Consider the following 26,008-nt stretch of genomic DNA (forward strand, 5'->3'; position numbering starts at 1 on the left):
CTCGCGGCCGGTTCAGGCCGGGTCGCACCTCAATACTCGACCCTCTCCAGCGGCGCCCTCGTCGCCTCGAAGGCCCTGAATGCAGCCTCCTTGCGCGCGATATAGTTGCGGTCGAAGGGCACCATGTCCTGATGGCGGGCGATCTGGATCTGGAAGATGAACAGCCGGTCGTGGCGGAATGCGACTTCCGAGACCGCCAAGTAGAATTCCCACATGCGGAAGAAACGCTCGTCGTAGAGCGCTATGGCTTCGGCCTTTTTCGACACGAAGCGCTCGCGCCAGGCGCGCAGCGTCCAGGCATAGTGCATGGGTAGGACCTCGATGTCCTTGATCAGCAGCCCTGCCTTCTCGACTGCCGGCAGGACTTCCGCCAGCGAAGGGATATAACCACCGGGAAATATGTATTTCTCGATGAACGGATTCGTCATGAGATTCGGCTTGGTGCGGCCGATCGAGTGCAGCACCATGACACCCTTCTTTTCGAGAACATCCGCGATCTTGCGGAAGAAGTTGCGGTAATTGCCGACGCCGACATGCTCGAACATGCCGACGGAAACAATGCGGTCGTATTGGCCCTTCAGGTGACGGTAGTCGGTCAGCTCGAAGCGGACCTTGTCGCCAAGGTCGCGTTTCGCAGCGCGGGCGCGGGATACCTTGAGCTGTTCCTCAGAAAGCGTGACGCCGGTGACGTCGACGCCTGCGGCTTCAGCGAGATAGAGACCGAGCCCGCCCCAGCCCGAGCCAATCTCCAGCACCTTCTGGCCGGGCGCAAGCTGGAGCTTGGCCGCGATGTGGCGCTTCTTGGCGAGTTGGGCTTCGTCAAGGCTTATGCCTTCCGGTTCGAAATAGGCGCAGGAATACTGCCAGTCCGGATCGAGGAACAGGTCGAACAGCTTGGCGCTCAGGTCGTAGTGGTGCGAAACGTTGGGCAGATTGCGATTGATTGGAAGCCGCGCGGAAAACTGGGCGGCGACGATCCGGCCGAGGCCTTGCGCGATCATGCGCGGGGTGGCGGCCTTGCGGATGCCGTTGCGGGCGAGCAGGGAAAGGAAATCGAAGATATTGCCGTCCTCGACCAGCATGCGGCCATCCATGTACATCTCGCCGAGCTTCAGCGCCGGATCGGTGGCGACCGCGCGCTCGGCCTCGGCATCGGCAAACCGGATGGAGATGGTTGCCTCCGAGCCATCGCCAAAAGTCTGAGCGACACCGGAGGCAGAGGTCAATTTGAGCGATCCCTGGCGGACCACCTTTTTCATCATCATGCTGATACCGGATGCCATGCCTTCTCCTCTGAGCGATGCCAATCACGGAGGTCATCACGACCACACGTACAGGACTTTAGAGGGTTCGAAGGCGGGAGCAAGCGCTGATCGCAATGGATGCGCGAAGTTTCCTCAGCATAATAATTGGTGTGCAGCGCGCCAACCGGCTGGTTGATGTGGGCAACAATCACAACGCCGTCGCGGGCCGCCGCAAAACGCCGCTGCGTCTCGCGGACGCCGAGCGTCGCGCCGCCTCCGCCTGTTTCATCATTCCGGCAAGCAGGCCATCATGCCTGCGTACGAAGGCCAGCAGCCGGTCGGTGTAGTCGGGCACGACGGCGCCACGCACCGATGGCCGCGCCGCAAGTGCCCGCCGCCATGCGACAAGCTTCGACCTGCCGACAAACACCTCGAGATCGACCGCCTGCTCGAAACCGTCGAAATAGCGAAACACCGGTGCGAAGACCGCATCGACGATCGTGAACTTCTCGCCAGCGAAGAACGGCCCCTTCCCCAGCTCAGCCTCAAGCCGCTCGAACTTGCTGCCGATTGCGGCAAGCGCGGCATCGAAAGCTGCCCGATCTTTCGTCGTCTCCACAGTCCAGATATTGGCGAGCACCTGCGAGCCGAATTCCACCCAGCCACGATGGCGCGCCCGGGTCAGTGCATCTTCGGGATGCAGCGTGGGGGTAACCGTCTCGTCGAGATATTCGACGATCGCAGCACTTTCGAACAGCACTTCGTCGCCGACCATCAGCAGCGGCACCTTGCCGAGCGGCGAAATCGCCTTGAACCAGTCCGGCTTGTCGGTGAGGTCGATGGTGATGCGCTCGAATGGAACCCCCTTTTCGGCGAGCGCAATCGCCGCGCGCTGGACGTAGGGGCAGAGATCGAAGGATACGAGCTTGAGCTTAGCGGTCATGTCAGTCTCCCCAGACGTAGTAGAGCGCATCTCCTTCGACGCGAGTGGATAGGAACATCAACTTGGAATCGCGCGGCGCCGGGCCGCTTTCACGCTCGCCCGTTGCCATGTCGAAATGCGCGCCATGCCAGGCGCAGACGAGCTTTCCCTCGCGACATTCAAGCGGCCCGCCGAAATGCAGACAGGTATTGGCAATCGCCCGGATCCGCTCACCGGCGCGATAGACATGCAGTTCGCGCCCGAAGAACGGCACCACAACAGACCCGGTCGTCGGGATATCGTCAATCTTGATCAGTTCATGCTTCATCGCATACCTCCACTTAATGCAGCTGCATCTAGATTAATGCAATTGCATCAAATGTCAAGCTTGATGCAATTGCATTAAACTGCATAATGACGCCATGAACGAAGATATCCCCTCCGAAGCCGTCATCGATGCATGGATCAATCTGGTGCGCGCCCAGCACCGGGTGCTGAGCAGCGTCGAAACTGATCTGAAATCAGCCGGTTTTCCGCCGCTTGCCTGGTACGATGTGCTGCTGGAGTTGCGAAAGGCGGGTGACGACGGCCTGAGGCCACTCGAAATCGAGGCGCGGCTGCTGCTTGCCCAACACAGCGTTTCACGGCTGGTGGACCGACTGGAAAAGGCCGGCCATGTCGAGCGTAAGGCGCATGAAACCGATGGCCGTGGCCAGCGCATCAGGCTCACGTCCGAAGGTCGCGGCCTGCTCGAACAGATGTGGCCAGCCTATCGCTCGTCGATTAACCGCCACATTGGCAAAAAGTTGCGCGACGACGATGCTGCAAAAGAACTTGCTGCGCTGCTCGGGCGCCTGCTGGACGGGTAACAGGCTTTACTTCGTCGCCAGCTTGCCCATTTGCTCAGGCTGGTCGCGCAGCAGCACGAAGCGATAGCCGCGCTTTTTGAGATCGCGAACGCCGGCCACCACGCCCTCGCCGGCCTTGCGGTCCGGCTGGTTGATATGGGCGATGATCACATCGCCGTCGCGGGCCGCCGCAAAACGCCGTTGCGTCTCGCGGGCGCCGAGCGTCGCACCGCCGTCGCCGTTGATGGAAAAACCAGCGACGCGGAAGCCCATTGCCTCGATCTGCACCATCGATTGCGCCGAATACTTGGCCGTCGCGCCGCGAAACCAGGTCGGCCTTGCGCTCCCCGAACGGATGATGGCATCAGCCCCACCCGCGACCTCTGCGGCCACCGCCTCCGGCGAACCGGCTGCCCGTATCCCGTAGATGCTGATCGGCATCTCCACCGCTGGCACATGATTGGCGCCGTGGTCCTCGATCTCGAAGAGATCGGGATGAGCCTTCATGACTGCGAAAGCATCCGGGTTGCGCTTCAGCCAGCGTGCGGTCACGAAGATCGTCGCCGCAATCTTCTCCGTCACCAGCATGTCGAGAATGCGATGGTCGACCTTGCCCATGCAGGCATCGAAGGTCAGGGCGACCTCCGGTGCATCGACAGACTTTTTTGCCAGTCGCAGGCTCGGCTCAAGCAGCCGGTGACCGGGCGCAATCGCACCGGACGCGGGAACAGCAAGTGAAAAGACCAACAGCAGGAGGCTTGTGGAACGGACGATATTGGATTTCTTGCGCACGCATTGACCCTGGAAATAAGGCTAAAAACACCGAGAAAGCAGCATAGGCCGTCTCTATAGAAGATTCGTTTCCAGAGTTTGTTCAGATTTCGCTGATGCCACACAAAATGCGTGAAGGGCGCAGCAAGCTTGAAGTCGAAGGTGAAGCCCTTTATCTCAGGGACCATCAATAACAAAAGACATGAGGTCATTTAGTGCCAGCATTCAAGGATCTGCCCACGCCGCCCAAGCCCGCCAAGAAGCCGGTGACGGATACCCACCACGGCGTTACGCGAACGGATGATTATGCCTGGCTGAAGGCGGACAACTGGCAGGCGATGTTCCGCGACACTTCCATTCTCGACCCGGAAATCCGGTCCTACCTCGAGGCTGAAAACGCCTATCAGGAAGCGGCGATGGCCGATACCGGTGACCTCCGAAAGACGCTGTTCAACGAGATGAAGGGCCGCATCAAGGAAGACGATTCCTCTGTGCCGATGAAGGATGGCGCCTATGCCTATGGCACGCTGTTCGTTACAGGCGGCGAGCAGGCACACTATTTCCGCACGCCACGCAGTGGAGGCGTGCTCAAGGAAGTGCTGCTCAACGGCGACCGCGAGGCTGACGGAAAGGACTATTGCCGGATCTCCGGGTTGGATCATGCGCCGGGTCACGACAAGGGCATCTGGGGTTATGACGACACCGGCTCGGAATTCTTCACCCTGAAAGTGCGCAACTTCGCCACCGGACAGGACCTGGATGATGTCATCGAGAATACCGGCGGCGGCGGTGCCTGGGCGCCAGACGGCCAAAGCTTCTTCTACACAATGCTGGATGAAAACCACCGGCCGTCGAAGGTTTACCACCATATTCTCGGCACGCAGCAATCAGCGGACCGCCTGGTTTATGAGGAAGAAGATCCAGGCTTCTTCATGGGCGTCGGCGGCTCGCTGCTCGACGACTATATCTATATCGACATCCACGACCACGAGACGTCGGAGTACCGCATTCTCTCGACCAAGGACCTGACCGCAGAACCGAAGCTGGTCGCGGTTCGTCAGACTGGAATCGAATACGAGATGAGCGAAGGCGGGGATGTGTTCTTCATCCTCACCAACGATGACGGCGCCAAGGATTTCAAGATCATGCAGGCGCCTGTTGAATCACCTTCGAAGGAAAACTGGACCGAAGTGGTGCCCCACCGGCCCGGCACGCTGATCCTGTCGGTGAGCGCCTACAAGCATCACCTCGTCTGGATGGAGCGTCACGAAGGCCTGCCGCGCATCGTCATCCGCGACCGGCTGAGCGGCGAGGACCACGCCATCGCGTTTGACGAGGAAGCCTATTCGCTCGGCTTCGGCGGCGCGCTGGAATACGACACGGACTGGGTCCGCTTCTCCTACTCGTCGATGACCACGCCGACCCAGCTTTACGATTACAACCTGTACACCCGCGAGCGCGTGCTCCTGAAAACCCAGGAAGTGCCATCGGGTCATGTGATCGAGAACTATCTGACCCGCCGGGTCTTCGCGACCGCCGAGGATGGCCAGAAAGTGCCGGTATCGCTGCTCTACAAGAAGGACACCAGGCTCGACGGTTCGGCGCCCTGCCTGCTCTACGGCTATGGTGCCTACGGCATCTCCATCCCCGCCTCGTTCAGCACCAATGCACTGTCGCTCGTCGATCGCGGCTTCGTCTATGCCATCGCCCATGTCCGCGGCGGCAAGGACAAGGGCTTTGCCTGGTATGAGCATGGCAAGATGCAGCACAAGACGAATACCTTTACCGACTTCATTGCTGCAGCGAACCATCTTGTCGCCGAAAACTTCACCGCTTACGACCGGATCATTGCCGAGGGCGGTTCGGCCGGCGGCATGCTGATGGGCGCGATCGCCAACATGGCGCCGGAAAAGTTCGGCGGCATCATCGCCGCCGTGCCATTCGTCGACGTGCTCAACACCATGTTGGATGACACATTGCCGCTCACACCGCCGGAGTGGCCGGAATGGGGCAATCCGATCGAGAGCGCATCGGATTTCCGCAACATCGCGTCCTACTCGCCCTATGACAACATTGCCGCCAAGGCCTATCCGCCGATCCTCGTGCTGTCGGGCCTGACAGATCCGCGCGTCACCTACTGGGAACCCACCAAATGGGTGGCCAAGCTGCGCGACCATTCGACCAGCGCCGACCCGATCCTGCTCAAGACCAATATGGGGGCGGGGCACGGCGGCGCTTCGGGGCGCTTCCAGCGGCTTGAGGAAATTGCCTACGAATACGCCTTCGCCTTGAAGGTTACGGGCAAGTAAAACGACACAGTATTGTACCGAAATGACACCGCCCGGATTCGGGCGGTGTTTTGTTTTCAGCCAACATTCGCCAAACAGGACCGGCTTTAAGGCTGTGCTAACCACATCGCAGCAATTCGGACCGCTAAACCGCTTAAATCTAATGCATTAAGCGAAGATTTCACCACTCGCAGGGCATTTGAGGTTCATGAAATGTATTTGCCCTGAGCAGCAATAGGGATCTTCGTGATGTTCAAACGTAGCAATTTTCTGCATGACGCATCCAGGAACGCAATGTCCAGTCTCGGAAGACGGCTGAAGGCGCTTGCGAACGATCGCAGCGGCAATTTCGCCCTCACCTTCGCGCTCGTCAGCGTTCCCCTGCTGGTCGCCGTCGGCTGCAGCTTCGACTACGTCCGGGCCATGAACACCCATCGCAAGATGCAGTCAGATCTCGACGCGGCGCTCGTTGCGGCCGTCAACAAGGTCGGCGTCAAGGATGAAAAGGCCCTCAAGACGGAAATCAATACCTGGCTCGAGGCGGAAGCCGAGACCAAAGGTATTTATGTGCTCAACACCGATGCGGTCGCCATCGATGCCACGAATGCGACAATTAAGGCCAGCGTGAGGGCAACCGTACCGACCACCTTGCTGAAGATCGTCGGCATTAACACTGTGCCCGTCGCCGTCGAGGCCGCCGTACTTGGCGGCAAGACGACGACCACCGTAACTCATAGCGCGTTTTCGATGTATCTGGTACTCGACCGCTCCGGATCGATGGACGAAGATACCAACACCACTTACACGACCACCTGCTACAAAAAAGAGTCGACAAAATCCGGCCCATACACCTGCACCAAGAAGTACACCAAAATGGAAGCGCTGAAGCTCGCTGTCGGCAGCCTCACCACGCAGTTGACGAACGCCGACCCAGAAGTAAAGTATGTTCGTCTGGGTGCCGTCTCCTATAATGACAAGATGCAGCCGCCGACACCGTTGGCCTGGGGTACGTCCGGAACCACCACTTACGTCAACGCCCTGACCCCAAAGGATCGCACCAATTCCGGCGGTGCATTCAAGATGGCCTATGACTCTCTTGTTGCGCCTTCGGAAAATACCGCGCATATGAACAAGAATGGCAACAACGCGCCGTCAAAATACATCATCTTCATGACCGATGGCGAAAACAACGAGAATGGTGCAGACACCCTCACAAAGGAATATTGTGACAAGGCACGGAACGCCAATCCGCAGGTTCGGGTCTACACAATCGCCTTCATGGCCCCCACGGCGGGCCAGAACCTGCTGAGATATTGCGCCACCAACCCGGAAGACTACTTCCCGGCGGAAAGCACTGGTCAGCTCGTCAACGCCTTCCAGGTGATCGGCCAGACCTCGGCCAAGACCTTGCTGCGCTTGACGCAATAATCAGAGCTTCGGGATCACCTTGAGATAGGCCGCGATCGCTTCGCGGTCTTCCTTTGGCAGCTTGGCCATGTTCTTCTGCACCTCGACCATGGTGCCGCCAGCGGTGTCATATTCCGGCGTGAACCCGGTCTCCAGGTAGTTGGCGATATCGCCCTCGCTCCAGGAGGCAACGGACCCGCCCGGCGTGATGTCGGGGATCTTGCCCTTGCCCTCGGGGTTTGGCGCGCCCGACAGCCACTGCCCGGCCTTGAAGCCGCCAAGCTCGTCGCGCGGCGTATGACATTCGCCGCAATGCCCCGGCCCTTCCACGATATATTGGCCGCGCTTGACCGTCGCATCGGCATTGGCAAGTTCGACGCGCGGCGCATCGCTGAAATAGAGCCACTTCCAGCCGCCGAGCGCCAGCCGCATATTGTAGGGAAAGCCAAGCTCGTGCGGTGGCGCGACATTGTCGCTTTTCGGCAGCGTCTTGATATAGGCGAACAGGTCGCCAACATCTTTCGGGGTCATGCGGCTGTAGGACCCATAGGGCAGAGACGGATAGAGGTGGCTCCCATCCGGGCCGACACCGCGGGTAACGGCATTGCCGAACTGCGCAAGCGTCCAGTTGCCGATGCCGGCCTTCTCGTCAGGCGAAATGTTCGGCACATGAAACTTGCCGTAGGGACTGTCGATCGTCACGCCACCGGCAAGCACCAAGGCGTCGGCACCCTCGGCGCCGGGTTTCTTGTGACAGCTGACGCAGCCGCCCATCGAAAACACCAGCTCGCCGTTCTTGACGTCAGGCGTCCCGGCCGTGGCCCAATACTCGTCCGGCAACGGCTGCGGGCGCGTAACGACGAGGAAGACCCCTGCACCAATTACCCCCAGGCCAATCAATGCGCCGATGGATTTGACCAGTCTTCCCGCCATTTGGATTTTCCCGTTCTAATCGCCGCGCCGCACGCCAATCCTGCCACGCATGTCGCATTTCAACCAGACAGAATCTGGAGACAAAAAAACCGCCGCGATTGACCTGAGGTCAGGCAATCGCGGCGGGTCGGGAGGAAACCGTCAGTCTTTCTTGATACGATAGAGTTCGTGGCAGCTGCCGCAGTCCTTGCCGAGAGCAGCCACTGCCGCGCCCACGGCGGCCTGGTCAGCCGGCAGTTGCGCCAGTATTGCCTCGGCATCCGCACCCAGCTTGTCCGCCTTGGCCTTGAAGTCATCCATGTTGGCCCAGATCTTCGGGCTGGCGCCTTTCGAATCCTGCTCCGTACCAGGACCGAAATGCGCGGGAAACCCCTTGATCACAGTGGCGATGCTGGTCAGAGCTGCCTTGACGGTTTCGGCATCATAAGGCTTCTCGCCTTTGGCAATCGCGCCAAGCGCGCCCATCGCGCCACCGTTCTTTTTCATGTCCGCGACACGCGCCTCTTCCATGCCCGCTGCGGACACGACGACGGTGGCGCTGAAAAGACAGAGAATTCCCGCGGCCAATACCCTCTTGATCATTGTCTAAAATCTCCCAATATCGATTGACCCATGTCTGGTACGCAAATCGCGGCCCCAGAGATTGCCAGTGAAGCAGCCAACACCCCTGAAAGCAAAATAACTTTTTGGTGATCGCGCTCGATTGGTGCGCCTTAGCCTGCGACGGCAAGCCCCTGCCACGCAGTCCAGATCGCCGCTGCGATCAACAATGCGCCGGCGATGCGCCCTGTCCAGATGGTTGCCGAAGGGTTGGCGAGCAGAAAGTCCCGGCTGCGCGCAGCCGCACCCGCGATACTTCCGTAGACGAAGAGCTGCATCAGAACCGTCATCAATCCCATCGCGATCGCCTGCGGCCAGAGTGGCCCGAAGGCAGGTTTCATGAATTGTGGAAACACCGCCATGATGAAGAGATAAGCTTTGGGGTTGAGAAGGCAGACAACAAGGCCCTGCCGGAAAATCGCCGACGCCGGTCGCGCCTTTGCCACGCCCACGCCATCGACGGTGATGGCACTCCTCACCAGTGTCCAGCCGATCCACATCATGTAAAGCGCGCCGGCCAGAATGAGAGGATTGCGCAGCCATGGAATGACAAAGGAGAGCACCCCGACGCCCAACGTGCCGGTGAGCGTATGGACCGCACCACCGAGCATGATGCCGCCGACAGCCGCGAAACCAGCCTGCTTGCCACCTGTCAGCGCATTGGTCAGCACGAACAGCATATCCATCCCGGGCACAACGATGATCCCGAAGAGCAAAATTGCGAACAACCAGAGATTTTGGGTGTATTCCATGTCAGTATCTTTCGTGCCGTGAGTTCGGGATTCGAATTAAATCATACGAATACAGTGTATTGGCACCTTCATAGCGCACCTCAATTGACACCGTTGTGTCAGGAGTGTTTGCTCATCAGGTCAGTTTGGGAGAAATCCTGTGCGCAAATCGTCCCGCCTGTTCGAGATCATCCAGATATTGCGGATGGCCAGCCACCCGGTGACGGCTGCACAGATTGCAGAGCGCCTGGAGGTGACGCCGCGATCGATCTATCGCGACATCGCAGCACTTCAGGCGATGCGGGTGCCGATCGAAGGCGGCAGGGGTATCGGCTACATAATGCGGGCAGGCTTTGACCTGCCGCCGTTGATGTTCACCATCGAGGAATCCGAAGCCATCGTTCTGGCACTGGCGCTCTTACAGCGAACCGGCGATGTCGCATTGAAGAAAGCCGCCGACCGGGTCACGGCCAAGATCGCCGCGACCATGCCGCCGCCGCTCAGACAGGTTCTGGAGGGAAACGCCATCTTTGCGTGGGGCAGCGTGGCTCCCTCGCCCGACGGCACCGATCTTGCGCTGCTGCGCCAGGCCATTCGCGACGAACAGAAGCTTTTTATCCGCTACCGCGACGAAGCCGCCCACGAGAGCGAAAGGACGATCCGCCCGATTGCCCTCATCTACTACTCGTCCACTGCGGTCGTGGTTGCCTGGTGCGAGTTGCGCGACGCATTGCGCAACTTCAGGACCGACCGGATCCAGCAGAGCGAAGCGGTCGACGCCTATTTTCCCGGACAGGGGGACGGACTTCGCCAGCAATGGATCAGGGGATGGAAAAATTGAACGAAAAAGGCCCCGCCCGGAACGATCCGACGGGGCCTCTATAAAAGCAGTTGCGATTACTTGGTCGCGGCTTCGTACATTTCCAGCACGTAATCCCAATTGATCAGGCTGTCGACGAATGCTTCGAGGTACTTCGGACGCGCGTTGCGATAGTCGATGTAGTAGGAATGCTCCCACACGTCGACGCCGAGGATCGGCTTGGCGCCGTGCACGAGCGGGTTTTCACCGTTCGGGGTCTTGGAGATTTCGAGCTTGCCGTTCTTGACCGACAGCCATGCCCAGCCGGAGCCGAACTGCGTCGTGCCGGCGGCAACGAAATCGGCCTTGAACTTGTCAAAACCGCCGAGATCGGACGCGATAGCTGCTTCAAGCTTGCCAGGAAGCTTGGTGCCGCCGCCGCCCTTCTTCATCCACTTCCAGAAATGGATATGGTTGTAATGCTGGCCGGCATTGTTGAACAGGCCGGCATTCTTGCCGAAGGACTGGACGACGACCTCTTCGAGGGAGAGGTTGGCCATGCCGGCTTCTTCCGCCAGCTTGTTGCCGTTGGTCACATAGGCCTGATGATGCTTGTCATGGTGATATTCAAGCGTTTCGCGCGACATAAACGGCGCCAGAGCATCATAGTCGTAAGGCAGTGCAGGAAGTTCAAAAGCCATAGTGGTGTCTCCTTCGTCATTCTTTGCATTAAAGGTGCAAACCGGGTTGGAACATAAGTTTGCCGCTCTTGGATGGCAACCGTGCTGAGCGAATAAATTCGCCTCTGGAAACGTCGTTGCCGGAAGCCTATTTTCAACTCGAATACAACCCCTTAAGTTCCCACATTTCATGAGGTCCACTATGAAAACCGTCGCTCGCACATGCTCCGCAGCCCTTGCCCTGGCAATGCTGCCCGCCGTCGCCATGGCCTCTTCGGAAGAAGAGTGGAAAAAGATGGCGGCCGATGTCGAGAAGCAATGCACGCAAGCAGCTTCCGACACCTTCAAGAAGCCTCAGGTCGCAGTCGACCCGACAGGCAGCGAGAACTACGGCCTCGCAATCGTCTATGGCCGTTCCAAGGAAGCAAAGGCGCCGGCCGCCATCATCTGCGTCTACGACAAGAAGACCATGAAGGTCGAGCTTGGGAGCGAACTCAGCAAGGATCTCGTGCGCATCCGCAAGCCGAAGGTGGACGGCGATCAGGATGCCAGCAAAAAGGATGCCGGCAATCAGGACAAGAGCGGCGGAGAAGACGACGCCGAATAGCAAGCCACTGTACGATGCTCCCGGCCGCCACAAGCGGCTGACCAGCATAGAGCTGACACCATGTCCGCATTGCGAAGCACGACAGTACAAAGAACCATCGGCGTCCCAACCGACGCTGTCTATAGTGCTTTTTTGGATGCGGAAGCGGTGGCCACCTGGCTGCCGCCGGGGGAGATGCGCGGCGTCGTCCATGCGTTCGAGGCACGCGAAGGCGGCGCTTTCTCGATGTCGCTCGTCTACCCGACAGACAGCACGACAGGCCAAGGCAAGTCTTCGGACACGACCGACAAGTTCGAAGGCCGGTTCGTACGGCTGGTGGCCAACCGCGAAGTGGTCTGGGCGACAATCTTCGCATCGGCCGATCCCGCCTTTGCCGGCGAGATGAAAATTCGAAACGAATTGACCCCGGCCTCGAACGGCACCATCGTCACCATCACTTGCGAAGGCATTCCCTCCGGCATTGCTCTTGAAGACAATGCGGAGGGGTGCCGGCTAAGCCTGGAGCAGCTTGCGGCATTTGTCGGCGGATGAGAGGCTAAGGTGGCGAAGCCCATCAACGAAGTTGGGCCGCCATGGTGGCGCTTCCCATTTTCTGATCGGATCAGACGAACTGACCCAGTCCGGGCACGGATGCCACAACCTCATCGACCACTTCTTCGCCGGCATATTTGCGGGCAACGTTGATCGTTTCCTTGGCGAGTGCCGTGATTTCCCCCATGCCGAGGCCGAGACCCATCAACTGCTGGCCGAGCCCCATAATGCCGCCGCCCATGAGACTGCTGAAAAAACCGCCGCGGTCGCCGCCATATTCGGATATCAGCTCTGCGGCTCCCGGCAGCGAAGCGATCATCTTTCGAACCGGCGCTTCCTCGGCTTCCTTGTCAAGAAAAGCCAAAATCATGGCGATTGCCTTTTCCGCCGTCTTCGGGTCCAGGCCGACCGAGTGAGCGATAGGATTGACAATTTCCATCATGTGTTTCTCCATTGCGACCTGACGCTTACGTCAAAGTACTTCGTTGTCTGATGCCAGCAGTCCCACACTGGAAATGCTTCGAAATATCATTATCTTCCGGGCATGGCATGGTTGTCCAGCGCCATCACGCACCTTATAACAGCCTGGTCAGGATTCAATTGTGGCGCACCGATTGCGCCTCGTCCTATGGGGCGCCACGCGCGGGAGAACAGCATGCTCGAAGAAGGCAAGATCTATCTCGGAACCAGCCGCAAACCCGACGATTCGATCAATCGGCCGGAATATCTCGATCTCAAATTCGGCAACCGCCATGGGCTCGTGACAGGCGCGACGGGCACCGGCAAAACGGTAACGCTGCAAGTTCTCGCGGAAGGTTTTTCCAACGCTGGAGTTCCGGTATTCTGCGCCGACGTCAAGGGCGACCTCTCGGGCATCGCCGCGATGGGTCAGGAAAAAGACTTCCTGATGAAACGTGCCCAAGACATCGGCTTCGCCGACTACGATTTCCAAGAGTTCCCGGTCATATTCTGGGACATCTACGGCGAGAAGGGCCATCGCGTCCGCACCACGTTGACGGAAATGGGTCCGCTGCTGCTTTCCCGCCTGATCAATGCCAGCGACGCACAGGAAGGCGTGATCAATATCGCCTTCAAGATCGCCGACGAAGGTGGCCTGCCCCTGCTCGACCTGAAAGATCTGCAGGCGATGCTGAACTATATGGGTGACAATGCCACCGAGCTTTCCAACAAGTTCGGCTTCATTACCAAGGCATCCGTCGGCTCTATCCAGCGCGAACTGCTGATACTGGAGCAGCAGGGAGCGGCAAACTTCTTCTCCGAACCGGCGCTAAAGATCAGCGACATCATGCGCACCACCAATGACGGCCGCGGCGCCATCTCGGTGCTGGCCGCAGAAAAGCTGATGATGAATCCCCGGCTCTATGCCACGTTCCTGCTCTGGCTGATGTCCGAACTCTTCGAACAGCTTCCGGAAATCGGCGATCCCGAAAAGCCCCGGCTGGTATTCTTCTTCGATGAAGCGCACCTGCTCTTCAACGACGCACCGCCGGTGCTGGTCCAGCGCGTCGAGCAGGTCGTCCGGTTGATCCGTTCGAAGGGCGTCGGCGTCTACTTCGTCACCCAGAACCCTATGGATGTGCCGCAAACCGTGCTCGCTCAGCTTGGCAATCGCGTACAGCATGCGTTGCGCGCCTATACGCCGAACGAGCAGAAGGCCGTCAGGACCGCAGCCGACACGTTCCGGCCAAATCCCGATTTCGACTGCGCCACCGTCATCACCACGCTCGGAACGGGCGAAGCGCTGGTTTCGACCATCGAAGCCAAAGGTGCGCCGTCGATCGTCCAGCGGACGCTGATCCGCCCGCCCTCTTCCCGCCTCGGTCCGATCACCGATCAGGAGCGCAAGCAGGTCATGTCGGTCAGCCCTGTTGCCGGCGTCTACGACGCAGACTTCGATCGCGAATCCGCCTTCGAGATCCTGACCAGAAAGGCGGAAGCGGCCGCACAGGCACAGGCCCCTGAGCCGGCACAGCCCAAATCCACCGGAACGATCGGTGGCTGGACGCTGCCCGGCTTTGGTACAGACGACACGCCGCAGCCCCAGCAGAAGGAACAGAAGCGCTCGGGCTACCAGCGCGAGAGCGTCGTGGAGGCGGCAATGAAATCGGCAGCAAGGGCCGCCGCCACTGCGGTAGGCGCAGCCATCGTGCGCGGTATCCTTGGTAGCCTGCGCGGCCGGCGATAGGCCCGATTGAAATTCGGACAAGGCGATGCTAGTTTTGCGCATCGATTTCAAGAAAGGAGGGCCTGGCGATGACGCGTATCTATTGGCAACACCGCAAGTTTGGCCCCAACCAAGCCCTGCAAATGCGTTTGCAGGGCTGACCGGAAACCGAAACTCACTTCCTGGTCTGCCTTTGCGGCACCGCGACCCAAGCCTGAGCGCTTGAGCCGCTACCGTCGAATTTCCGAGCACTGTGATGCGCCTGCTGGCGATCCTGCTCGAAAGACCAGAGACCTGTCATGACTTTGATCAATATCCGCAATCTCGGCGTTGTCAGAAGCACGCCGCTGTTTTCCGCCCTCAATCTTGTCGTCAGTTCCGGAGACCGCCTTGGCATCGTCGCCGCCAACGGGCGCGGCAAATCCACCCTGTTGCGCTGCATCGCAGGCACGGATGAAGCAACGACCGGCGACATAGTCCGCGCCCGCGGCCTGACAACGGGCTATGTCGAACAAAACATACCCGAGGCAGTGATGCGCATGTCGCTCTATGAGGCCGTGCGCGCGGCATTGCCCGGGGACCAGGCAGATAGCGAAAGCTGGCGCGTCGATATACTGCTCGATGATCTTGCCGTGGACATGGCGCTCCGCGCGCGGACACTGGCTCAATTGAGCGGCGGCTGGCAGAGGCTTGCAATGCTGGCGCGCGCGTGGGTACTCGAACCCGACCTGCTGTTGCTCGACGAACCGACCAATCATCTCGATCTCGCCGGGATCGCCATTCTTGAGGGCTGGCTCGCCAGCTTGTCGCGCGATACGCCGGTGGTCATCGCCAGCCATGATCGTGCATTTCTCGATGCAGTCACCAACCGCACGCTGTTTCTGCGGACCGAGCAATCCCCCTGTTATTCGTTGCCCTATTCACGTGCCAGGGCCGCGCTGGACGACGCAGACGCGTCAGATGAGCGGCGGTACATCAGCGACATGAAAACGGCCAAGCAGCTGCGCCAGCAGGCGGCCAAGCTCAACAATATCGGCATCAACTCCGGCAGCGACCTCCTGGTGCTCAAGACCAAGCAACTCAAGAGCCGCGCCGACAAGCTGGAGGCGACTGCCAGACCAGCCCATCAGGAACGATCCGCCGGCGCGATCCGGCTTGCCAATCAAGGCACGCATGCAAAGGTGCTGGTGACGCTCGACGATGCCACGGTTGCGACGCCTGATAGCACCGTGCTCTTCAGCACCGGCAAACGCTTTATCTGCCAGGGCGACCGTATCGTCTTGTGGGGCCGCAACGGCACTGGCAAGACGCGATTGATCGCGATGCTGAAGGCGGCAATTGAAAATCCGCAATCGAGCCCGTCAGGCATCAAGGTTACGCCGTCGCTGGTGCTGGGATACGGCGATCAGGCCCTTGCCGATCTTGATGACAAGGATACGCCGATGAGTGTGCTGGTCGGACGGTTCGAACTTGGCGACCAACGTGCGCGGACGCTGCTGGCGGGTGCTGGCATCAATGTCGATATGCAGGGCAAGGCACTTGGCCGCCTCTCCGGCGGACAGAAAGCCAGACTGGGCATGCTCGTCCTGCGACTGACCAATCCGAACTTCTACCTGCTCGACGAGCCGACCAACCACCTCGATATCGACGGGCAGGAAGCGCTTGAGGCAGAACTCCTCAGCCATCAAGCAAGCTGCATGCTGGTGTCGCACGACCGCAGCTTCATCCGCAATGTCGGCAACCGGTTCTGGCAGATCGACAAGCGAAAGCTCATCGAAGTCGATGATCCCGAAGCGTTCTTCGCATCACAGTTCGCTGAATGATAACGGGAGGTCGGCCCGGAGCAACATGCTCGCGGGCCGATCTGAAGCCTTGCCGTGCCGTCATCTGCGTGGGGCACGGCAACGCACCCATGCAAGCTCTATCCGAGTTTGCCGACAAGGGCGAACGCGCCGCCCTGCGGATCCGATGCCTGGGCGATATGATCGCCGCCGGGAACCTCCATCGGCCCGCTGAGTATCTTGCCGCCAGCGGCTTCGAGAGCCTTCATTGCCGCCGTCAGGTTCGGCACGTTGAAATAATAGAGCCAGGCCGGCTGGGGCACCCCATCCGGCTTCTTCATCATGCCGCCGATCGCGTTTCCTTCATGCTCGAAGAGCTGGTAGATGCCCATGTCGCCCATGTCCATCGCTTCGCCCTTGGTCCACCCGAACAACGCGGAGTAGAAGGCCCACGCCCCGTCGAGGTCACCAGCATACAGTTCGTTCCAGCCGATCCGGCCGGGTGCCTGTCCGAACGGTGACTCCGGCGGTGGAGAATCGCTGTAGAAGAGCGAGATGATCGCACCGTGCGGATCCTTGATGACGGCAAAGCGGCCAATGCCAGGAATGTCCGTCGGGGGCTGTTCGATTGATCCACCGAGCGCTTCCGCTTTCTTGGCGGCGGCATCGACATCCTTCACCCCGACATATCCGAACCAGACCGGCGGAACGCCTGCCTCCAGAAGCGCATCGGGATGATGCATGACGCCGGCTATTGGCACCTCGCCCATCTGAAACAGGCGGTAGTCCATGCCAGGCATAGCCGCGTCCTTGGGCTGCCAGCCTACAATCCTGCTGTAGAAATCCACCGCACCATCAAGGTTCGTGGTGGAAAGTTCGTACCAGACAAAGCTTCCATGCGCCATGACAGCCTCCTCCCGTGTGTCTTGCCAATGGGTGCGGGCCTATCGCCCGGCACTTTAGAGCATTACCACAAAAAGAGAACAATATCCCGTCAGATACAACCAACAGCGGCGCAGCGTCCAAGCGTTGCGCTGTATCCCTGCCCAGCAGAGATGTGAAACTAGAGGACGATGATTTTCGCGCCATCCCTGACGCGGCCATAGAGATCGATCACATCCTGGTTGAACATTCGGATGCAGCCCGAGGAGACCTGCTTGCCGACCGATTTCCAGTCCGGGGTGCCGTGAACCCTGAACAGCGTGTCTTTGCCGTCTGCAAAAATATAGAGCGCCCGCGCCCCGAGCGGGTTGTTGACCCCGCCGACAAGACCGCCGTAGGAAGCGGAGAACATCTTCATCTCGGGCTTATCAGCCACATAATTTTCCGAGGGCGTCCAGCGCGGCCACTTTTTGCGATACTGGATACGGCCCTCTCCTTTCCAGGCATAACCCTGACGGCCGATGCCGACGCCGTAGCGCATGGCGCGTCCGTTACCGAGGACCAGGTAGAGATGCTTGGAGCGCGTATCGACCACGATTGTGCCTGGTCGTTCCGAACTCTTGTAGCTAACCTCGCGGCGCAGAAACTGGTTTGGCACGTCCTGCGTCGGAATTTCCGGCAGCCAATGGCCACCATCATCCAGCTTTGCATACATCGCCATCGAGCGCTGCATGGGAATGGATTGCGTTGTGAAGGTTTCGTCGGTTTCATACACCGTCACCGGTTCCGCACGCGGCGGCACATAGAGCGATTTCTGCGTGGCATAATCATCCTCCCGGAACATGTCCCGTTCCTTATAAGGACCGGTGACGTTCCAGACCGGATATGTCTGCTTGGCAAACCTGTCAGCGTCCATCGATCCCGTATCATAGGGATCGTATTCGTTGACTTCGGAGGAAGTGCACCCACCGAGCATCAACGTCAGCAGTGCTAGCGCAGGCAGGATGTTCGCCGATTTCGTCGTCATGACAGGATTCGCCCTAGTATTGAATTCACAACGATCTTGCACAACCATCTGGCGCGGGGCTTGCCGCCTGTCTCGTTTCGGTGCAACGGCGTTGGCATGCAACTTGCTGCGCGAGAGGCATGACAGCTTTTCTGAGACCGACCAGACGCACCTTTCTTGCTGGCCTTGCTCTTGCAGTGCCCGCCACCGTGCGCGCTTCGCCATTGCTGAGCGAAGTTGATTTCCGCGGCGCGCTGAATGCCCCGGATTATGGCATCCATCCCGGCACGCTCGATCGCGGCTCCAAAGCCTTCATCAAGCTTCTCAAGGAAGCGTCGGCGCGCAACATGCCGGTTTTCCTGCCGCCTGGAACCTACGAGATCTCCAACATCGACCTTCCCGACAACGTTCGCCTGCAAGGCGTGGCGGGTGCGACGCGGCTAGTCTATGGTGGCGAAGGCAAGTTTCTCGGGGCAACCGGGGCGAAATTCATCTCGCTATCTGGTCTCGTCATCGACGGCGCCAACCGCTGGCTGGCCGACGACCAGCAAGGACTGGTGACATTCCGAAGCATCAGCAACCTCACCATCGAAGACTGCGAGATCGCCGGCGCTGCCAAGTTCGCGATCTGGGCCGAAGGATCGAGCGGGAAAATCGCCGGAAACACGATCTCCGGTGCCGCGGAATCGGCAATTTACGCCGTCGACAACAGCGATTTCGAGATTCGTGACAACAGGATATCGGATTGCGGAAACGGCGGTATTCTCGTGCATCGGTGGACGAAAGGGCGCGATGGCACCATCGTCAGCGGCAACCGTATTCAGAGGATCGCCGCCCATGGCGGTGGCACCGGCCAGAATGGCAACGGCATCAACATCTTCCGGGCCGACGACGTGCTGATCTCCGACAATCACATCAGTAATTGCGCCTTCACCGCGATCCGTTCCAATGCGGGATCGAACGTGCTGATATCCGCCAACCATTGCACGAATTCGGGAGAAACCGCGATCTACTCCGAATTCGGTTTCGAAGGCGCGGTGATTGCCAACAACGTGATAGATGGCGCAGCCAACGGCATTCTGTCCGTCAATTTCAACGAGGGCGGCCGTCTCGCCGTCATTTCAGGCAATCTCATCCGCAACCTCAAGCTCACGGCCCCCTATGAGGCGGAAGACGCGTTGTTCGGCATCGGACTTGAAGCCGAAGCCGAGGCGTCCGTCACCGGCAACGTGATCGAGAATGCGCCGCGCTGGGGCATGCTGCTGGGTTGGGGACCGTATGGCCGCAATATCAGCGCGACGGGCAATGTGGTGCGCAAGGCAAAAGTGGGTTGCGCGGTTACTGTCGTCGAGGGAGCAGGCCCGATACTGGTGCGAAACAACCAGTTCAGTGATTGTTCCGAAGCGGCGATATCCGGCTATCGTTGGATCGAGAAATCCAGCGGAGAACTCGCATCCAACGATGGCAAGGAATTTCCCCATATCGATATCGGTGGCAACCAGGTATCCTGACGAGCCGGGGACGGCCCTCTCCGGCCATCCCCGAAGGATCGGATCAATCCTTTTCGGCGATTGCTTTCCAAACCACGCCAGCAATGATCGCCCCGATGATTGGCGCCAGCCAGAACAGCCACAACTGACCGGGCGCCCAACCGCCTTCGGCGAAGAACGCCACCCCAGTCGAACGCGCCGGGTTGACCGAGGTATTGGTCACCGGAATCGAAATGAGGTGGATCAGCGTCAGACCAAGGCCAATGGCGATCGGTGCAAAGCCCGCGACGACCCGTCCATGCGTTGAACCGAGAATGATGAACAGGAACATAAAGGTCAGCAACGCTTCGATCAGGAACGCCGACATCATGGAGTAGCCACCCGGCGAGTGCTCGCCGTAGCCGTTGGAGGCGAAACCGCCGGCTGCAAATCCAGCCTTACCGCTGGCAATGAGGTAGAGCACCGCACCGGCAATGACCCCGGCGATGACCTGGGTGATAATGTAGGGGATCAGGCTGGATAGAGGAAACCGGCCGGCAGCGGCAAGACCGCAGGATACTGCCGGATTAAAGTGGCCGCCGGAGATTCCACCCACCGCATAGGCCATGGTCAGAACGGTGAGGCCGAATGCCATGGCGACGCCGACAAAACCGATACCCAGATCCGGAAACGCAGCCGCCAGAACGGCACTTCCACAACCGCCGAACACAAGCCAGAACGTTCCAATGAATTCCGCAAGCAACTTCTTCAGCATGTCTGCTCCTCCGTGGATGATTCCACACCTCACGAGGCTACCAACAGCTATCGGTAATTCAACATAGACGTGCGAAAGCACATTGGCACGTACCCGTTTCTGCACAACAAGTTCCAACCGGCGCTTGAATATGCAACCGCCGGCCTCCAAGTTGTAGGCAACAGACAAGGAGACAGCCGATGAAGAAGCCTCTCGTATCGCTGGTGATCGCTATGTTGATGGTGGGCGCGACAGCGGCTGCATCCCCTGCCGAGCGTGTAGGCAAAGTGGGTGTCGACTGGACAGGCAACGATATCGTCATCGATGCGGTGCACGATCCGAAAATCGAGGGCATCACTTGCCACGTCACCTATTTCGATCGCGGCATCATCGACCGGCTAAGCAAGGGCAACTGGTTCGAAGACCCGTCCAACTCGTCGATTTCCTGCCAGCAAACCGGCCCGGTGGTCATCGGCGACATCGATCTGTCGCAGAGTGGCGAGGAGGTTTTCAAATCGGGCCTGTCGCTGATTTGGAAATCGCTCTACGTGACGCGTATCTATGACAAGCAGAACGACACACTTGTCTACCTGGTACACTCCCGAGAGGTGGTCGAGGGGTCAGCGAAGATGGCAATCTCGACCGTGCCGCTGTTCAACCAGAAACCGACATGGAAAAACGGCAAGCCGGAATGAAAGAGCGGATGCAGGTTGCCCTGCATCCGCCCAATCTAGTTCACAGTGCGACTGTTGTTATGCAGCCTGTTTCAACTCGTCCGCAATGACGGTATCGAGGTTCAGGAAGCAGACCATCGACTTCTCAAGTGCGACGATGCCGCGGCAGAAGGCGCGCTGGGCTTCCGGAATGATTTCCGGTGCTGGCTGCAGGTCCTCGGACTTGATCGTCATCATGTCCGACACCTGCTCGACCAGCAGGCCAACCAGCTTGCCGCCGATATCGGTGACGATGATTGCCGAACGCTCGGACGGTTCTGTCATCTTCATGCCAAGACGGCAGGCCATGTCGATGACTGGGATCACCGCGCCGCGCAGGTTGATGAGACCAAGTACATACGGCGGCGTGTGCGGCATGGGTGTGACGGGCGCCCAGCCGCGGATTTCGCGGATAGCCATGATATCGATGCAGAATTCCTGATCGCCGAGGTGGAAGGAAACGATTTCAAGATGTGCAGCGGACTGCTTGATCGCCATGTTCATGTTCAGAATTCTTCCCAATTGTTGTTGGATGCGCCGGCGGCGTTGCTTGCGGCCGGCTTGGTGTTGAAGGCCCCGGCGAGTCTGTCGGCCAGATGGCGCGCAGGGGAAGTTTTGGGCCGTGAAGCCGTGTCGGCAACCTGAAGGACCGGACGGATCGGGGATGCGACGGAACGTAGTACCGGGCGTGAGGCCGTCTGCCCGACAGGCGCAGCATTGCGCACGGCAGGCTGGTCGCCGGTCTGGAACTGACTGATGATCTGGCTCAAGTTGCTCGCATCCTGCGCCAGCGTATGGCTGGCAGCATTGGTCTGTTCGACCATGGCGGCATTCTGCTGTGTCATCTGGTCCATCTGGCCGATGGCCGTATTGATTTCCTGGATACCGACAGATTGTTCATTGGCTGCGGTGGCGATGGCGCGGACGATCTCGTTGATGCGCGCGACGTCGGAGGCGATGCTGCCAAGCGCCTCGCCTGTCTCTGTCACCAACTGTACGCCGCTGCGCACCTCGGTGCTGGAACGGCCGACCAGGATCTTGATATCCTTTGCTGCACCGGCGGCGCGGCCGGCAAGTTCGCGCACTTCCTGGGCCACCACGGCAAAGCCTTTGCCAGCCTCGCCGGCGCGCGCTGCCTCGACACCGGCGTTCAGGGCAAGAAGGTTTGTCTGGAACGCGATTTCATCGATTACGTTGATGATCTTGCCGATTTCGTTCGATGCCGCCTGGATGCGCTCCATGGCCGACATCGCGTCGGAGACGATCCTGCTCGATTGCTCGGCGCTGGCCTTGGTGCCGTCGACCATTTTGGTCGCCTCATCGGCCCGCATAGTCGAATTGCGAACGGTGGAAGTGATCTGCTCGAGCGCCGCCGAAGTTTCTTCCAGAGAGGCTGCCTGCTGCTCGGTACGGCGCGCCAGATCGTCGGCCGCACTGCGCATCTGCGTACTGTTGGCCTCGATCGAACCGCTGTTGGATTTTACTTCCGAGATAACCTGCTGCAGCTTTTCCACGGCGCGGTTGAAGTCCCCACGCACCTGTTCGAGGTCCTCCCGGAAAGGCTTGTCAAGCGCCACGGACAAGTTGCCGTCGGCCAGATTTGCCAGGCCGGTGGCCAACGCGTCCACAGCAAAGCGGATCTGCGTTTCCTCCCTGAGCTTCTGGGATTCGCGAGCGGCTCGCTCGGTTTCGTTCTGGTCGTAGTCTCTCAGGCTCTTTGCGGTAAGGCTCCGTTTTTCAACGGCCGACTCGCGTAGCGCCTCGGCAGTTCGTGCCATCTCGCCAAACTCGTCGCCCCGTTCCCAACCGGCAACAGGCGTATCCAGATCGTCCCGGCGAATTCGCTCCAGGCTGTCGCGGACGCCAAGAACGCCCCGGCGGATCGCACCCGCATGATACGGAAAGAGCACGCCCATGATGGCGATGCCGATGATGCCCAGCGACAGTTGCAGGTAGAGCGCCCATTGCGATTGGGTTTTCGCTTCGGCCACCGCCTTGTCGGCAAGTGTACGACCATCTGCAGCCAGAGTGCCGAGCATCGACGAAAGCCTTTCGCCGGCGCCGTCAATTGCGTCGTCAATCCGCGCGAACTCCTCGGGCCCGCTGCCATTCTCGATTAATTTGGGGAGCTCGCGAACAACCGCTTTTTCAATGTCGCCGATGTCGGAAACGTAAGTGCCAACGAGTGCGGACTTTCCGGCCTCGTTTGCGAGACCCTTTACCAGGTCAACACTCTTACGCATCACCGCCAAGGACTTGGTCATGGTTTCGATGCGCTCCGGGCTGACCTTGCGCTCATCCTTGTCGACGATCGAATCCATGGCCGCCAGCACCATTTCAACATTGGCGATGCGAATGTCGTTGATGGCGGTCACCTGACTCCTGATCAATTGCTCGTGATCGAGCGCAGCACTCGCCTTTGAGTTTTGATACCATCCGACACCGATCATGGCAGCAAATCCGGCGAAGGCTGCCACGCCCAGCGTCAGCAGGCGTTGTTTGACCGACATGGAGCGATTGGTACTGGCTGTGTTGAAAGGCATGAGAGTCCCCGATTTGTCGGCAGTCTAGCGTGGCAAAAACTGAAATACGGTTAACGAACCTCCCCCAGTCCACATCCGGTTTATTGCGAAAAGTGATGATCTGTATCGAAATCGTCCGTCGAACTGACCGGGGCTTGAAGCAAGGGCGGAAACATGCAGAATCTCCAGCCATGAACGAAATGCCCACGACCAACAGAAATGGCCTAATTGGCGTTGCCACCATCCTCGCAGCGACGGTGCTGCTGTTTGCGGCATTCTTCGGCTGGATGCACTATGGCAGCTCCATCCTGCTGACCCTTGCGTCACAAGGACTGTCCTGGTGCCTCTGAAGCCGTTCGATGCCTGTCTGCATCCAATTGCCGCCTTGCGCAGCACCGTTATTTAAGGGATAGGGCGTGACAAGCGGCGTGGATCGAAGATCCGGCGCCGGGGTGCAGAAATCCGAGGCCTGTCGATGAAAACCGTCCGAATTGTACTCTTCATACTCGCCGCGCTGATGGCCGGTCTGTTCTTTTGGCTATGGAGTGAAGTTTCCACCAAACAGTCCGCGCTTTCGGAAGAGCCATTCGGCGTGGCATTCAGCCTTGTCGGGCAGGATGGAAAGCCCGTGACCGAACAAGCATTCCGCGGCAAGCCGACGGCGCTGCTCTTCGGTTTCACCCACTGCCCGGAAATCTGCCCGACAACCGTCTACGAACTCTCGGGCTGGATGAAGACCGCCGATCCGGACAAGACCAAGCTCCAGGCCTATTTCGTCTCGGTTGATCCCGAGCGCGACACGCCGGCAATCCTTGGCACATACCTCTCCAATGTCACGGACCGGATTTCGGGTATCTCCGGCGATCCCGCAAAGGTCGAAGCGATGGCGCGCGGCTTCAAGGTTTACTTCAAGAAAGTGCCGACGGACCCGGCAAAGCCGGATGGCGAGTACACGATGGATCATTCCGCCTCCGTCTTCCTGCTTGACAAGGAAGGCCGGTTTGCCGGAACCATCGCCTATGGCGAAAACCCAGAGGTTGCCGTCAAGAAACTCCAGAATCTGATTGTGAGAAACTGACTGTGAGCGAAATCCGCCTCTACGTAAGCACCACGGAAACCGTGGCCGAAGACGTGTTGAATGCGCTCTCCGACCTGTTCGGAGAAGAAGACTACGTCGTCGCGACGCAGGAAGTGGACGAGGTCAAGGAGATCTGGGAAGCCTCCATCTACATGCCCGCAAGCGCGGAAGACGAGACGGCCATTCGCTTCAAGGATCTTTTGGCGGAAGAATTTCCCACGCTCGAAATGCAGCGGGAAGTGCTGCCTGACATCGACTGGATCGCCAAATCGCTGGAAGGACTGAAGCCCGTACGGGCCGGCCGTTTCCTTGTGCATGGCAGCCATGATGCCGACAAGGTCGGCCCCAACGATATCGGCATCCTCATCGAAGCCGGTCAGGCATTCGGGACCGGCCACCACGGCACTACGGCCGGATGCCTTGCGATGATCAGCGACGTGCTGAAGTCCCGCGAGATCCGCAATGCGCTGGATCTCGGCACCGGCTCGGGCGTACTGGCCATCGCGGCCCACCAGATGGCGAAGATTCCGGTCGTGGCAACCGATATCGATCCGGTGGCCACCCGCGTCGCGACGCAAAACGCCCGCATCAACGGTGTCGTCAGCGGCATTCATCTTGCCACCGCCCCAGGCTTTCACCATCAGGTGTTCAAGAAGTACGGTCCCTTCGACCTGATCATCGCCAACATTCTGGCCCGTCCGCTGATGAAGCTCGCGCCAAGCCTGGTTCAGCACCTGTCGCCCAACGGCACGGTGATTCTATCGGGTATATTGTCGAGCCAGCGCTGGAAGGTGATCTCCGCATATAACGGCGCCGGCCTCAGCCACGCTCGCACGACATGGATGAATGGCTGGGTGACGATTGAGCTGAGAAAATAGGCTTTCGATGCGGTCTGCCTGTCTCGGATAAGCCTCGGCGCATCCGGGACGTTGCCGTGCTCATACGGCTATGAATCGATCGCCCGCAATGGCCTCTCCAGCTTTCCTACACACATGCATGAAGACGCTGCCGCGCAATCCGCACGGGAGAAGATATCCGCTTGAAAATCAGGCAATAAAAAAGGCGGCGCCGGGAGGAGGATGGCGCCGCCTTCGATCAGCGAAGCTGATCTGTCCTTGAAGAGCTGGGAGGAGGAGTGCTCTTCGAGGACAAAATCATGTCCCAAATCTGCACGGCCTGGGAGGAGGAGTGGCCAATGCAAACCTGTCGGAACATGAAACTCTGACCATCTGGTCGAAACTTCAGGTCATTTGCGTT

At 59.3% G+C, this 26,008-nt stretch carries 27 protein-coding genes; 13 read left to right on the forward strand and 14 right to left on the reverse strand.

Annotated elements, in window-relative coordinates:
* Positions 1–29 precede the first annotated feature (29 nt).
* The 3 genes from JJB09_RS20655 to JJB09_RS20665 all read right to left on the reverse strand — a co-directional run bounded on the left by JJB09_RS20655 (position 30) and on the right by JJB09_RS20665 (position 2,494).
* A complete protein-coding gene (locus tag JJB09_RS20655; RefSeq protein WP_201662820.1) occupies positions 30–1,283 on the reverse strand; it encodes a cyclopropane fatty acid synthase in 1,254 nt (417 codons plus the stop codon).
* Between the two features lie 169 nt (positions 1,284–1,452).
* Positions 1,453–2,187 (reverse strand): glutathione S-transferase family protein, encoded by a 735-nt coding sequence (locus JJB09_RS20660; protein ID WP_201662824.1) that lies wholly within the window; start codon positions 2,185–2,187, stop codon positions 1,453–1,455.
* Position 2,188: 1 nt separating this feature from the next.
* Positions 2,189–2,494: a Rieske (2Fe-2S) protein gene (locus tag JJB09_RS20665; RefSeq protein ID WP_201662826.1), complete on the reverse strand. Its 306-nt coding sequence runs from the start codon at positions 2,492–2,494 to the stop codon at positions 2,189–2,191.
* 94 nt (positions 2,495–2,588) lie between these two features.
* Here JJB09_RS20665 and JJB09_RS20670 point away from each other — a divergent pair, with 94 nt between their 5' ends.
* Positions 2,589–3,035: a MarR family winged helix-turn-helix transcriptional regulator gene (locus tag JJB09_RS20670; RefSeq protein WP_201662829.1), complete on the forward strand. Its 447-nt coding sequence runs from the start codon at positions 2,589–2,591 to the stop codon at positions 3,033–3,035.
* Between the two features lie 6 nt (positions 3,036–3,041).
* Here JJB09_RS20670 and JJB09_RS20675 read toward each other — a convergent pair whose 3' ends face one another.
* Complete coding sequence (locus JJB09_RS20675; protein ID WP_343229066.1) at positions 3,042–3,806, reverse strand: polysaccharide deacetylase family protein; 765 nt, start codon at positions 3,804–3,806, stop codon at positions 3,042–3,044.
* A 194-nt stretch (positions 3,807–4,000) separates the two neighbouring features.
* Between JJB09_RS20675 and JJB09_RS20680 the strand changes: the two genes are divergently transcribed.
* Positions 4,001–6,094 carry a prolyl oligopeptidase family serine peptidase gene (locus JJB09_RS20680; protein WP_201662832.1) on the forward strand — a complete coding sequence of 698 codons (2,094 nt, stop codon included), beginning with the start codon at positions 4,001–4,003 and terminating at the stop codon, positions 6,092–6,094.
* A 273-nt stretch (positions 6,095–6,367) separates the two neighbouring features.
* Positions 6,368–7,501, forward strand: a complete 1,134-nt coding sequence (locus JJB09_RS20685; protein ID WP_201662835.1) for a vWA domain-containing protein — start codon at positions 6,368–6,370, stop codon at positions 7,499–7,501.
* Here the strand turns inward: JJB09_RS20685 and JJB09_RS20690 are convergent, their stop codons facing one another.
* The 3 genes from JJB09_RS20690 to JJB09_RS20700 form a co-directional block, all read right to left on the reverse strand.
* The gene (locus tag JJB09_RS20690) at positions 7,502–8,413 is read right to left on the reverse strand and encodes a cytochrome c (protein WP_201662838.1); all 912 of its coding nucleotides are present in this window, start codon (positions 8,411–8,413) and stop codon (positions 7,502–7,504) included.
* Positions 8,414–8,554: 141 nt separating this feature from the next.
* A complete protein-coding gene (locus tag JJB09_RS20695) occupies positions 8,555–8,995 on the reverse strand; it encodes a c-type cytochrome (RefSeq protein WP_201662841.1) in 441 nt (146 codons plus the stop codon).
* Positions 8,996–9,126: 131 nt separating this feature from the next.
* Positions 9,127–9,765, reverse strand: coding sequence for a LysE family translocator (locus JJB09_RS20700; RefSeq protein ID WP_201662844.1), 639 nt, complete (start codon positions 9,763–9,765; stop codon positions 9,127–9,129).
* A gap of 139 nt (positions 9,766–9,904) precedes the next feature.
* Between JJB09_RS20700 and JJB09_RS20705 the strand changes: the two genes are divergently transcribed.
* Positions 9,905–10,585, forward strand: coding sequence for a WYL domain-containing protein (locus JJB09_RS20705; RefSeq protein ID WP_201662847.1), 681 nt, complete (start codon positions 9,905–9,907; stop codon positions 10,583–10,585).
* 56 nt (positions 10,586–10,641) lie between these two features.
* On the opposite strand, the gene JJB09_RS20710 is transcribed toward JJB09_RS20705, so the two are convergent.
* Positions 10,642–11,244: a superoxide dismutase gene (locus tag JJB09_RS20710; RefSeq protein WP_201662850.1), complete on the reverse strand. Its 603-nt coding sequence runs from the start codon at positions 11,242–11,244 to the stop codon at positions 10,642–10,644.
* Positions 11,245–11,425: 181 nt separating this feature from the next.
* Here JJB09_RS20710 and JJB09_RS20715 point away from each other — a divergent pair, with 181 nt between their 5' ends.
* Together JJB09_RS20715 and JJB09_RS20720 are read left to right on the forward strand one after the other, a co-directional pair.
* On the forward strand, positions 11,426–11,830 hold the full coding sequence (locus JJB09_RS20715; protein ID WP_246748836.1) for a hypothetical protein: 405 nt from the start codon (positions 11,426–11,428) through the stop codon (positions 11,828–11,830).
* A 60-nt stretch (positions 11,831–11,890) separates the two neighbouring features.
* The gene (locus tag JJB09_RS20720) at positions 11,891–12,361 is read left to right on the forward strand and encodes an SRPBCC domain-containing protein (protein WP_201662867.1); all 471 of its coding nucleotides are present in this window, start codon (positions 11,891–11,893) and stop codon (positions 12,359–12,361) included.
* 70 nt (positions 12,362–12,431) lie between these two features.
* Here the strand turns inward: JJB09_RS20720 and JJB09_RS20725 are convergent, their stop codons facing one another.
* Positions 12,432–12,803 (reverse strand): hypothetical protein, encoded by a 372-nt coding sequence (locus JJB09_RS20725; RefSeq protein ID WP_201662870.1) that lies wholly within the window; start codon positions 12,801–12,803, stop codon positions 12,432–12,434.
* A gap of 213 nt (positions 12,804–13,016) precedes the next feature.
* Here JJB09_RS20725 and JJB09_RS20730 point away from each other — a divergent pair, with 213 nt between their 5' ends.
* Both JJB09_RS20730 and JJB09_RS20735 read left to right on the forward strand, forming a co-directional pair.
* Positions 13,017–14,567 (forward strand): helicase HerA-like C-terminal domain-containing protein, encoded by a 1,551-nt coding sequence (locus JJB09_RS20730; protein WP_201662873.1) that lies wholly within the window; start codon positions 13,017–13,019, stop codon positions 14,565–14,567.
* Positions 14,568–14,845: 278 nt separating this feature from the next.
* Positions 14,846–16,369, forward strand: coding sequence for an ATP-binding cassette domain-containing protein (locus JJB09_RS20735; protein ID WP_201662876.1), 1,524 nt, complete (start codon positions 14,846–14,848; stop codon positions 16,367–16,369).
* A 98-nt stretch (positions 16,370–16,467) separates the two neighbouring features.
* On the opposite strand, the gene JJB09_RS20740 is transcribed toward JJB09_RS20735, so the two are convergent.
* The gene (locus JJB09_RS20740; protein WP_201662879.1) at positions 16,468–17,232 is read right to left on the reverse strand and encodes a VOC family protein; all 765 of its coding nucleotides are present in this window, start codon (positions 17,230–17,232) and stop codon (positions 16,468–16,470) included.
* A 158-nt stretch (positions 17,233–17,390) separates the two neighbouring features.
* Entirely contained in the window at positions 17,391–18,236 is an 846-nt protein-coding gene (locus JJB09_RS20745; protein ID WP_246748837.1) for a L,D-transpeptidase, read from the reverse strand.
* 119 nt (positions 18,237–18,355) lie between these two features.
* Between JJB09_RS20745 and JJB09_RS20750 the strand changes: the two genes are divergently transcribed.
* Entirely contained in the window at positions 18,356–19,726 is a 1,371-nt protein-coding gene (locus tag JJB09_RS20750; protein WP_201662885.1) for a TIGR03808 family TAT-translocated repetitive protein, read from the forward strand.
* 43 nt (positions 19,727–19,769) lie between these two features.
* Here the strand turns inward: JJB09_RS20750 and aqpZ are convergent, their stop codons facing one another.
* Positions 19,770–20,459, reverse strand: coding sequence for an aquaporin Z (gene aqpZ / locus JJB09_RS20755; RefSeq protein WP_201662888.1), 690 nt, complete (start codon positions 20,457–20,459; stop codon positions 19,770–19,772).
* A gap of 212 nt (positions 20,460–20,671) precedes the next feature.
* Here aqpZ and JJB09_RS20760 point away from each other — a divergent pair, with 212 nt between their 5' ends.
* Positions 20,672–21,133, forward strand: coding sequence for a CreA family protein (locus JJB09_RS20760; protein WP_425523752.1), 462 nt, complete (start codon positions 20,672–20,674; stop codon positions 21,131–21,133).
* A 57-nt stretch (positions 21,134–21,190) separates the two neighbouring features.
* Here the strand turns inward: JJB09_RS20760 and JJB09_RS20765 are convergent, their stop codons facing one another.
* Both JJB09_RS20765 and JJB09_RS20770 read right to left on the reverse strand, forming a co-directional pair.
* Positions 21,191–21,655, reverse strand: a complete 465-nt coding sequence (locus tag JJB09_RS20765) for a chemotaxis protein CheW (RefSeq protein WP_201662894.1) — start codon at positions 21,653–21,655, stop codon at positions 21,191–21,193.
* 2 nt (positions 21,656–21,657) lie between these two features.
* On the reverse strand, positions 21,658–23,694 hold the full coding sequence (locus JJB09_RS20770; protein ID WP_201662897.1) for a methyl-accepting chemotaxis protein: 2,037 nt from the start codon (positions 23,692–23,694) through the stop codon (positions 21,658–21,660).
* A gap of 170 nt (positions 23,695–23,864) precedes the next feature.
* Here JJB09_RS20770 and JJB09_RS20775 point away from each other — a divergent pair, with 170 nt between their 5' ends.
* The 3 genes from JJB09_RS20775 to JJB09_RS20785 all read left to right on the forward strand — a co-directional run bounded on the left by JJB09_RS20775 (position 23,865) and on the right by JJB09_RS20785 (position 25,629).
* Positions 23,865–24,023 carry a hypothetical protein gene (locus tag JJB09_RS20775; RefSeq protein WP_201662900.1) on the forward strand — a complete coding sequence of 53 codons (159 nt, stop codon included), beginning with the start codon at positions 23,865–23,867 and terminating at the stop codon, positions 24,021–24,023.
* Between the two features lie 125 nt (positions 24,024–24,148).
* A complete protein-coding gene (locus JJB09_RS20780; RefSeq protein ID WP_201662903.1) occupies positions 24,149–24,751 on the forward strand; it encodes an SCO family protein in 603 nt (200 codons plus the stop codon).
* Positions 24,752–24,753: 2 nt separating this feature from the next.
* Positions 24,754–25,629, forward strand: a complete 876-nt coding sequence (locus JJB09_RS20785; protein WP_201662906.1) for a 50S ribosomal protein L11 methyltransferase — start codon at positions 24,754–24,756, stop codon at positions 25,627–25,629.
* The last annotated feature ends 379 nt before the right edge of the window (positions 25,630–26,008 follow it).

It is taken from the genome of Phytoamicus setariae (genome assembly GCF_016722925.1).
GTDB lineage: Bacteria > Pseudomonadota > Alphaproteobacteria > Rhizobiales > Rhizobiaceae > Rhizobium_E > Rhizobium_E setariae.